This window comes from Streptomyces sp. NPDC054770 (genome assembly GCF_053611985.1).
On the sequence record NZ_JBSHBL010000042.1, the window covers coordinates 91145 to 100371 of the forward strand.

Below are 9227 nucleotides of genomic sequence, written 5' to 3' on the forward strand. Positions count from 1 at the left end.
GTGCCGGCACGCGACATCACTTGTCGCGCTTCTCCTTGATCTTCGCGGCCTTACCGCGCAGCTCGCGCAGGTAGTACAGCTTGGCGCGACGCACGTCACCACGGGTGACGAGCTCGATCTTCTCGACGATCGGGGTGTGCACCGGGAAGGTGCGCTCGACGCCGACGGAGAAGGAGACCTTGCGGACCGTGAAGGTCTCGCGGACACCGCTGCCCTGGCGGCGGATCACAACGCCCTTGAACTGCTGCACACGGGAGCGGTTGCCCTCGATGACGCGGACGTGGACGTTGACGGTGTCACCCGGGCGGAAGGCCGGGACGTCGCTGCGCAGCGACGCGGAGTCGACGGTGTCGAGCAGGTGAGACATTTCGTCTGCTTTCTTCGCTGATGCCACAGGTCATCAACGGAAACTAGGTGTTCCATGAGGACTGCCGTGCGGGTCGGGGCGGACGTCGTGTCCCCCTGCGGCAGGGGCGCACACCGGACGGACGCACAACAGCGGTCTATTCTTCCACGCCCTCTGGCCTGCGCCAAAATCGGCCGTGGGGGGCGCCCTCCGGGTCCGGGGCCCAGCCCAGGATGGAGAGCATCTCGCGGTCCTTCTTGTCGAAGGCCTTGGGGTCGCAGCGCTCGATCAGGTCGGGCCGGTGGGCGGTGGTCCGCTTCAGGGCCTCGTCGCGGCGCCAGCGGGCGATCTTGCCGTGGTGGCCGCTGAGCAGCACGTCCGGGATGTCCCGGCCGCGCCAGACCGGCGGCTTGGTGTAGACGGGGCCCTCCAGGAGGTTCGCCATCGCGCCGGGCGCGAAGGAGTCGTCCCGGTGCGACTCGGCGTTGCCGAGGACGCCGGGCAGCAGCCGGGCCACGGCCTCCGTGACGACGAGTACGGCCGCCTCGCCGCCGGCGAGGACGTAGTCGCCGATGGACACCTCGTAGACCGGCATCCGGCCGGCGTACTCGTCCATGACGCGCCGGTCGATGCCCTCGTAGCGGGCCGGCGTGAAGATCAGCCAGGGCCGCTCGGAGAGTTCGACGGCGAGTTCCTGGGTGAACGGGCGGCCGCTCGGGGTGGGCACGATGAGCGCGGGCGCGTGCGAGCCGGTCTCGTAGCCGTCGGCGAGGACGGTGTCGAGGGCCTCGCCCCAGGGGTCGGTCTTCATGACCATGCCGGGACCGCCGCCGTACGGGGTGTCGTCGACCGTGTTGTGCCGGTCGTACGTCCAGGCGCGCAGGTCGTGCACATGGACGCCGAGCTGCCCACGCGCGCGTGCCTTGCCGACGAGCGAGACGTTGAGGGGTTCGAGGTACTCGGGAAAGATCGTGACGACGTCGAGCCTCATGCGCTGTCGTCCCTGGACGAGACGATCTCCGCCCGGTCGTCGATCAGACCGGGCGGCGGTGTGATGACCGCCTTCTGCTCCTCCAGGTCGATCTCGACGACGATCTCCTCCACAAACGGGATCATCACCTCGCTGCCGTCGGGCCGCTCCACGATGAAGAGGTCCTGGGAGGGCAGGTGCGAGATCTCGGTGATCCGGCCGACCTCGGTGCCGTCCGCGGTGACCACGTCCAGGTCCATGAGCTGGTGGTCGTAGTACTCGTCCTCGCCCTCGGGCAGCTCCTCCGGGTCGATCTCGGCGATCAGGAGGGTGTTGCGCAGGGCCTCGGCGCCGGTGCGGTCCTTGACGCCCGCGAAGCGCAGGAGCAGCCGGCCGCTGTGCACCCGGCCGGTCTCGATGGTGAGCGGTCCCGTGGACGCGGGATCGGTGGCGAGTACGGCGCCGGGTGCGAGCCTCAGTTCCGGCTCGTCGGTACGTACCTCGACGGTGACCTCGCCCTTGATGCCGTGGGCGCGGCCGATCCGTGCGACTACCAGCTGCACTGTGCCTGTTCTCCTGTCATCTCCTGCTCGCACGACCCTCATACGACTACGGGCCGGGGACGGCCGGTAACGGCCCTCCCCGGCCCGAGCCGGTGCTGCGAAAAGCGTCAGCGGACGTGATCCACGTCGACGAGGTCGACACGGACTCCGCGACCGCCGATGGCGCCCACGACGGTACGCAGGGCACGCGCGGTGCGGCCGTTGCGGCCGATCACCTTGCCGAGGTCGTCGGGGTGCACCCGGACCTCCAGCACGCGCCCGCGGCGCAGGTTGCGCGAAGCGACCTGCACATCGTCGGGGTTGTCGACGATGCCCTTCACGAGGTGCTCAAGCGCCTCTTCGAGCATGCTGCTCAGGCCTCGGTCGACTCGGACTCAGCCGCGGCCTCGTCCTTCTTCTCAGCCTTCTTCTTCTGGGTGATCGCCTCACCCTTGCCCTCGTCGTCACCGCCGAGCGCCTCGAACGACGGACGCGTGGCCTTCGGAGCGGCCACGAGCAGCGGCGCCGGGGCGGGCTCGCCCTTGAACTTCTGCCAGTCGCCGGTCTTCTTCAGGATGGCGAGCACGGGCTCGGTCGGCTGGGCGCCGACACCGAGCCAGTACGCCACGCGGTCGGCGTCCACCTCGATGACCGACGGGTTGTAGGTCGGGTGGTACTTGCCGATCTCCTCGATCGCACGGCCGTCACGGCGGGTGCGGGAGTCGGCGATGACGATGCGGTAGTGAGGCGAACGGATCTTGCCCAGACGCTTCAGCTTGATCTTGACTGCCACGGGAGTGGGTTCTCCTGGTTTTGACGTGGTTGGGCACGGCGAGACTGCCGCGTGGGGTTGCGGTACCCGAGTGCCCGATGGACGCGTCAGCCGGAGGAGAGAGGGGTCCTGTGCGGCTGTCGAGTACAGCTAGCCATTGTGCCACACCCCGCGGGTCGCTTTTGGCCGACGGTCGGCCGGGAGTACGGAGGCATGCCGCAGAAGCACCCGGCGTGGAGGTGAGGTCACGTCGGGTGCGCCGCCTGCCGGGAGACCGAGGGTGGCCATGGCCACGGCTGCCACGAGCAGCCGTGGTCTATGCCGCTCCGACGACCTCCGGGATGCGGAACGGCTTGCCGCAGCCGCCGCACACGATGGGGGCCTGGGCCAGGACCGACGGGACCACCCGGACGTTGCGACCGCAGTCGCACACCGCCTTGACCCGGACGCCGCCGCCGGAGGAACCGTGGCGGGCGGCCGGGCCGCGGAAGGTGCGGGAGGTGTCGGCGGACGTGGCCACCGTGTGCGCCTTGAGGGCGCGCTGCAGTCTCTCGATGGTCGGGCGGTAGCGTCGCTTCGCCTCGGGGTTGAGCGTGACCAGCGAGAAGCCGCTGCTGGGATGCGGCTCGTCGGGGTGGTCCAGGCCCAGCTCCTCGGCGATCGCGAGGAATCGGCGGTTGTGGTAGCGGCCGGCCCGGGAGGTGTCGCGGACTCCGCGGGAGGCGGCGATGCCGTGGACTGCCTCATGGAGCAGCCGTTCGAAGGAGAGTTCGTGACCGCACGCGGACGACGACTCCCCGATCAGGGACTCTGGCGCGGCAAGGTCCGGCAGCTCGGGGTGGTACCGCTGAATGTCGGCCCACGCCTGCGCCAGCTCTGCGGCGAGAACAGGTGGTGTCTGTGTCGTGCTCACGTAATGAGAACGAGCGGGAGGGCCCCTGTGTTCCTATTCCGGGCCATCCCAAATAATTTGCACGTACCCGTCAGTTGCCACTGATGCGTGGAGACGAGTACGGGTGCGCTGATCTGCGGAGAAGCCTCACAGCTCATACCAAGCCGGTGCGTAGTCTGACGTACGACCCGCCACGTACCCCCGGCCCGGACGCCTGGACGACGGAGGTGGGCGGATGCGCAAGAGGCGTTTCGGCCGCTCTCGTGGCGGAAGCCCCACCCTGCTCAGCGTCCGCGGCGGCCCCGACGTTACCCGCAGCCCGTCGCCGGTACGGCACCGGCCCGGCCCCGTGGACCGGACTCCGTGCGGGCACGGTGCGGGCCGACCATGGCCAGAACCGCCGTGTCGTGGGTCCGATGGTAGAGCCCCAAGTTGCCGGGATGTGAAATCTCGCCACAGTCACAGCCCTCGTACAAGCCGGGACCCGCGACCTCTGGACGCCACCGCGAGCCCGGAGTTATGTGGCATAGGTGGGAAGTGCGAGCGCACGGCACGGGGGCCACGGAATCGGTCAGTGCGTAACTCTCGGCGGATTGGGGCGCTTACCTATGACACCTACGCTCGTGCGGCAGCACCGGTCTCACGCGGATTCCACCCCCCGCGTGAACCTGTGGGCACGCGCGCGTGACTGGTCCGAGATCCAGGAGCGGATGCTGGTGCCGCTCTACGAGACCGTCCACGAGCGACTCGAAGTGGGCCCCGCCACCCGGCTGCTCGGCCTGCGCTGCGGTTCCGGTCTCGCCCTGCTGATGGCGGCGGCCAGAGGGGCCACGGTCACCGGTGTCGACTCCGCCCCCGAACGGCTCGCCCTCGCCCGTGAACGCCTGCTGCCCGACCCGGCCCCGAGCGCACGCGCGCGTGGCCGGGCCGCCCGGATCGTCGAGGGCGCACCCCGGGACGCGGCGGACCCTGAGGCACCGGCGTACAACCTGGTCACCGCCTTCGACCCGATCGGCTGCCGGGCCGGCGACGCCGAGCGGCTCGGTGACCTGCTCGCCGAGGCGACGCCGCTCGCGGAGCGCGGGGCGGCGGTGGTGCTGGCCGGATGGGGTCCGCCGGAGCGCTGTGCGACCTCGTCCGTGCTGCGGGTGGCCGCGAAGTTGGCCGATCCTTTGCGCAGCGCGGGGCGCTGGCGGCCGGCCTGCCGTGACGATCTGGAGGAGGTCGCCCAGCGGGCCGGCCTGCGGATCGACGGTTCCGGACGGGTCTCCTGTCCGTTCGGGTACGCCGACACGGACAGCGCGGTGCGTGGGCTGCTGTCGACCGGGCTGTTCGACGCGGGGATCGCGGCGGCCGACGAGGAGCAGGTCGGGAAGGAGCTGGCCGAGGCGCTGCATCCGCACCTTCGTCCTGACGGGACGGTGTGGATGCCGAATGTGTTCCGGTATCTGATTGCGCGGGTGCGCTGACGTTTTTGCGGGGGGGGGCCGCCGTCGTCCGGGTGCGGCCGCGTGGGGGCTGGTCGCGCAGTTCCCCGCGCCCCTTTCGGGGCGCTGAGGCTCGGGGCGCTGAGATGCGCAGCGGTCAGGGGTGCGGGGCCCTGAGTGAGGCCCCGCGTACCGCGTCGGTGGGCTCAGCCCATGAACTTCTTGAACTCGTCCGGCAGTTCGAAGTTCTCCGCGCCCTGCTGCGGCACCCCGAAGGCGTTCCCGCCCTGGGCGGCGGCCTCGCGGCGCTGGGCCTCCTCCAGCTCCTGCTGCTTGCGCTTCATCGGGTTGCCGGAGCGCTGCTTGCCCTTGGCCTGCTTCGGCTGCTTCTTCTGCCGGCCGGGGCCGCCGCCCATGCCCGGGATCCCCGGCATGCCCGGCATGCCGCCGCCCTGGGCCATGCGGGACATCATCTTGCGGGCCTCGAAGAACCGCTCGACAAGTCCCTTGACGGCGCTGACCTCGACACCGGAACCCCTGGCGATGCGGGCGCGGCGCGAGCCGTTGATGATCGTCGGGTCCTGGCGCTCGCCCGGGGTCATCGACTTGATGATCGCGGCGGTGCGGTCGACGTCCCGCTCGTCGAGGTTGTTGATCTGGTCCTTGATCTGGCCCATGCCGGGCAGCATCCCGAGCAGCTTGGAGATGCTGCCCATCTTCCTGACCTGCTCCATCTGGGCCAGGAAGTCGTCCAGGGTGAAGTCCTGGCCCTTCTTGGACGCCAGCTTGGAGGCCATCTTCTCGGCCTCTTCCTGGTCGAACACCTTCCCTGCCTGCTCGAGCAGGGTGAGCAGGTCACCCTGGTCGAGGATGCGGGAGGCCATCCGGTCCGGGTGGAAGGCGTCGAAGTCGTCGAGCTTCTCACCGCTCGACGCGAACATGATCGGCTTGCCGGTGACCTGGCGGATGGAGAGCGCGGCACCACCGCGGGCGTCACCGTCGAGCTTGGAGAGGACCACACCGTCGAAGCCGACGCCGTCGCGGAAGGCCTCGGCCGTGGTGACGGCGTCCTGACCGATCATGGCGTCGACGACGAAGAGGATCTCGTCGGGCGAGACGGCGTCGCGGATGTCGGCCGCCTGCTGCATCAGCTCCTGGTCGATGCCGAGCCGGCCGGCGGTGTCCACGATCACGATGTCGTGGACCTTCTGCTTGGCGAACTCGATGGAGTCCTTGGCGACCTTGACCGGGTCGCCGACGCCGTTGCCCGGCTCGGGCGCGTAGACGGCGATTCCGGCGCGCTCGGCGACCACGCTCAGCTGGTTGACGGCGTTGGGGCGCTGGAGGTCGGCGGCGACGAGCACCGGCGAGTGGCCCTGTTCCTTCAGCCAGCGGCCGAGCTTGCCCGCGAGGGTGGTCTTACCGGCACCCTGGAGACCGGCCAGCATGATCACGGTGGGCGGCTGCTTGGCGAACCGCAGGCGCCGGGTCTCGCCGCCGAGGATCGTGACCAGCTCGTCCTTCACGATCAGCAGGACCTGCTGGGCCGGGTTCATCGAACGCGAGACCTCGGCGCCGAGCGCCCGCTCCTTGACGTTCTTGATGAAGGCACGGACGACCGGAAGGGCCACATCGGCTTCGAGCAGCGCGATGCGGATCTCCCGCGCCACGGCGTCGATGTCGGCTTCGCTCAGACGCCCTTTGCCGCGCAGATTCTTGAAGGTCGCTGAAAGGCGATCGGAGAGAGTGTCGAACACGGCGGCGTCGGTCCTCGGAGTCGGGGTCGGTGAGCGTCTTCCAGGGTATCCGGCCGCGCAAGGAAGTGGTCCCCGCCTTGCACGGCCGTGTGATCAGCCCCGGAGCGTCTCCTCCAGTTTGCGCGCCACGGAGGTCGCCTCCTCAGCGGGCAGGGGCGCGTGGTCGGTGCCGGTCACGTAGAAGGCGTCGACGGCGTTGGACCCGAGCGTACTGACATGGGCGCTGCGCACCCGGACCCCGGCGTCCTCCAGCGCCCGCCCGATGCGGAACAGCAGGCCCGGTGCGTCCTGGGCCCGTACCTCGAACACCGTGGCGTGCCGGGAGGCGGCGGAGGCCACCGTCACGCGCGGCGGCGGGGCCACCCGGCCCCGGCGCCTCGGGTAGGCCGCGTCCCGCTCCGCGAGGCGGCCGCCGATGTCCAGGGAGCCGTCCAGGGCGCGGACCAGGTCGGCGCGGAGCCGGGCGGCCTGGGGCAGGGAGCCGTACTCGGCCGCGACCCGCCAGTTGAGGAGCAGGACGGTGCCGTCGTCGACGTCGCTCGGGAGCTGGAGGGCGCGCAGTTCGGCGGTGCGGACCGTGAGGCGGTGCACGGCCAGCACGCCGGCGACGGCGGGGAGGACGCCCGGCTGGTCCGGTACGGCGATGATCAGCTCGACGCCGAGCGGTTCGGGGTCGCCGGCGGGCGCCTCGTCCGTGGCGGCCGGCTCGGTCTGGGCGCGCAGGGCCAGGACCGGGGCGCCGGTGCGGAAGGCCTCGATGGCCAGCCGCTCGTGCTCGGCCGTGGGCGCGCCCGGTTCGGGCTCGTCGGTGGTGTCCTCCCCCGCGAGGACCGCGGAGACCCGCTTCACCAGGTCGGCGACGAGCGAGCCGCGCCAGGCCGACCAGGCCGCCGGGCCGGTGGCCAGCGCGTCGGCCTCGGTCAGGGCGTGCAGCAGCTCCAGGGTGCCCTGGGAGCCGACCGCCTCGGCGACCAGGCGGACGGTGGCCGGGTCCTCCAGGTCGCGCCGGGTGGCGGTCTCGATGAGCAGCAGGTGGTGCAGGACGAGCGTGGACAGGACCGCCACCTCGGCGCGGTCGAAGCCGATCCTGGCCGCGACGTCCTTGACGATGATCTCGCCGGCCACCGAGTGGTCGCCGGGCCAGCCCTTGCCGATGTCGTGCAGCAGGGCGGCGACCAGCAGCAGGTCGGGGCGGTGGACGCGGCGGGCGAACTCGGAGGCGCGGACGGCGGTCTCGATGAGGTGCCGGTCGACGGTCCAGATGTGCACGGCGTTGCGCTGCGGCCGGCAGCGCACCCGCTCCCAGTCGGGCAGGAGGCGGGTGATCAGGCCCTCCGCCTCCAGCGCCTCCCAGACCTCGACTGTCGGGCGGCCGGAGCCGAGCAGGGTGACGAGCTGCTCGCGGGCCTCGGCGGGCCAGGGCGTGGGCAGGGGGCGTGCGGTGGCCGCCATGCGCCGTACGGCGTGCAGGGAGAGCGGGAGGCCGGCCTGGGCGGCGGCGGCCGCGGCGCGCAGCGGAAGCACGGGGTCGCGTTCGGGGCGTGCAGCGCGGGCGAGCACCACCTCGCCGTCCTGCTCCACCACGCCTTCGGCGAGCGGGGAGCGCTCGGTGACCGGCTTGCCGCCGCCCAGCATGGCGCGCAGGCGTGGACGGACGGCGCGCGAACGCAGCACGCGCCCTACCTCACGCCAGGTGACGTCACTGGCGTACGAAATGACGCGCGCGGACTCGTAGACCTGGCGCAGGAGGGTGTCGGCGTCCAGGAGGTCCAGTTCGGCGGCGACCTGGTCCTGCTCCTGGAGCGCGAGGCGGTCGGTGGCGCGCCCTGTGGTCAGGTGCAGGGCGTCGCGGACGTCGAGGAGGCGCCTGCGGGCGTCGGCGAGGCCCTCGCGCGGGGCGTCGGCCAGCCAGGAGGCGGCTACGGCGCGCAGCGCGGTGGCGTCGCGGAGGCCGCCGCGGGCCTCCTTCAGGTCCGGCTCCAGGAGGTACTGGAGCTCGCCCTGGCGTTCGGCGCGCTCGGCGCAGAGTTCCTGGAGTTCGGGGAGGCGTTTGGGTGCCTGGTTGCGCCAGTCGGCGAGGATCGCGGTGCGCAGTCCGGAGGTGAGGCCCAGGTCGCCGGCGATGTGGCGGGCGTCGAGGAGGCCGAGCTGGACCTTGAGGTCCTCACCGGCGGTCTTGCGGGCCTCGGCGGGGGTGCGCACGGAGTGGTCGAGGGCCAGGCCCAGGTCCCAGACGGGGTACCAGAGCCGGTCGGCGACGGCGGCCACCGCGCCGGAGTCGGCGCCGTCGTGCAGCAGCAGGAGGTCCAGGTCGCTGCGCGGGGAGAGCTCGCTGCGGCCGTAGCCGCCGACGGCGACCAGGGAGACGCCGCCCCTGATGCCCTCGGTGGCCGCCGCGAACAGCCCGGTCAGCCATTCGTCGGTCAGCTCGGCGAGGGCGGTACGGCGCGGCGGCCCGGACCGCGCCCCCTCGGTGAGGAGGCGCAGCCGGGCCGCCGCGTAGCCGCTGGGTCCCGCGTTC

At 71.6% G+C, this 9227-nt stretch carries 9 protein-coding genes; 1 reads left to right on the top strand and 8 read right to left on the bottom strand.

All coding sequences use genetic code 11. From position 1 onward, the window contains the following. Nucleotides 1–16: 16 nt before the first annotated feature. The 6 genes from rplS to ACWGKQ_RS31300 all read right to left on the bottom strand — a co-directional run bounded on the left by rplS (nt 17) and on the right by ACWGKQ_RS31300 (nt 3543). On the bottom strand, nt 17–367 hold the full coding sequence (gene rplS, locus ACWGKQ_RS31275; RefSeq protein ID WP_383705104.1) for a 50S ribosomal protein L19: 351 nt from the start codon (nt 365–367) through the stop codon (nt 17–19). 136 nt (nt 368–503) lie between these two features. Continuing rightward, nucleotides 504–1337: a tRNA (guanosine(37)-N1)-methyltransferase TrmD gene (gene trmD, locus ACWGKQ_RS31280; RefSeq protein WP_453295360.1), complete on the bottom strand. Its 834-nt coding sequence runs from the start codon at nt 1335–1337 to the stop codon at nt 504–506. Next, nucleotides 1334–1879 carry a ribosome maturation factor RimM gene (gene rimM / locus ACWGKQ_RS31285; protein ID WP_453295361.1) on the bottom strand — a complete coding sequence of 182 codons (546 nt, stop codon included), beginning with the start codon at nt 1877–1879 and terminating at the stop codon, nt 1334–1336. The genes trmD and rimM overlap by 4 nt, the downstream gene beginning before the upstream one ends. A 107-nt stretch (nt 1880–1986) precedes the next feature. Next, nucleotides 1987–2226: an RNA-binding protein gene (locus tag ACWGKQ_RS31290; protein WP_003973401.1), complete on the bottom strand. Its 240-nt coding sequence runs from the start codon at nt 2224–2226 to the stop codon at nt 1987–1989. A 5-nt stretch (nt 2227–2231) separates the two neighbouring features. After that, nucleotides 2232–2651, bottom strand: coding sequence for a 30S ribosomal protein S16 (gene rpsP / locus ACWGKQ_RS31295; RefSeq protein WP_089098502.1), 420 nt, complete (start codon nt 2649–2651; stop codon nt 2232–2234). 295 nt (nt 2652–2946) lie between these two features. Next, nucleotides 2947–3543 (bottom strand): hypothetical protein, encoded by a 597-nt coding sequence (locus ACWGKQ_RS31300; RefSeq protein ID WP_089098503.1) that lies wholly within the window; start codon nt 3541–3543, stop codon nt 2947–2949. 587 nt (nt 3544–4130) lie between these two features. Here ACWGKQ_RS31300 and ACWGKQ_RS31305 point away from each other — a divergent pair. Then, nucleotides 4131–4991 (top strand): SAM-dependent methyltransferase, encoded by an 861-nt coding sequence (locus ACWGKQ_RS31305; RefSeq protein WP_453295362.1) that lies wholly within the window; start codon nt 4131–4133, stop codon nt 4989–4991. 164 nt (nt 4992–5155) lie between these two features. Here the strand turns inward: ACWGKQ_RS31305 and ffh are convergent, their stop codons facing one another. After that, on the bottom strand, nt 5156–6706 hold the full coding sequence (gene ffh, locus ACWGKQ_RS31310) for a signal recognition particle protein (RefSeq protein ID WP_453295363.1): 1551 nt from the start codon (nt 6704–6706) through the stop codon (nt 5156–5158). 93 nt (nt 6707–6799) lie between these two features. After that, on the bottom strand, nt 6800–9227 hold a 2428-nt coding region (locus ACWGKQ_RS31315), incomplete at its 5' end, for a [protein-PII] uridylyltransferase (protein ID WP_453295364.1).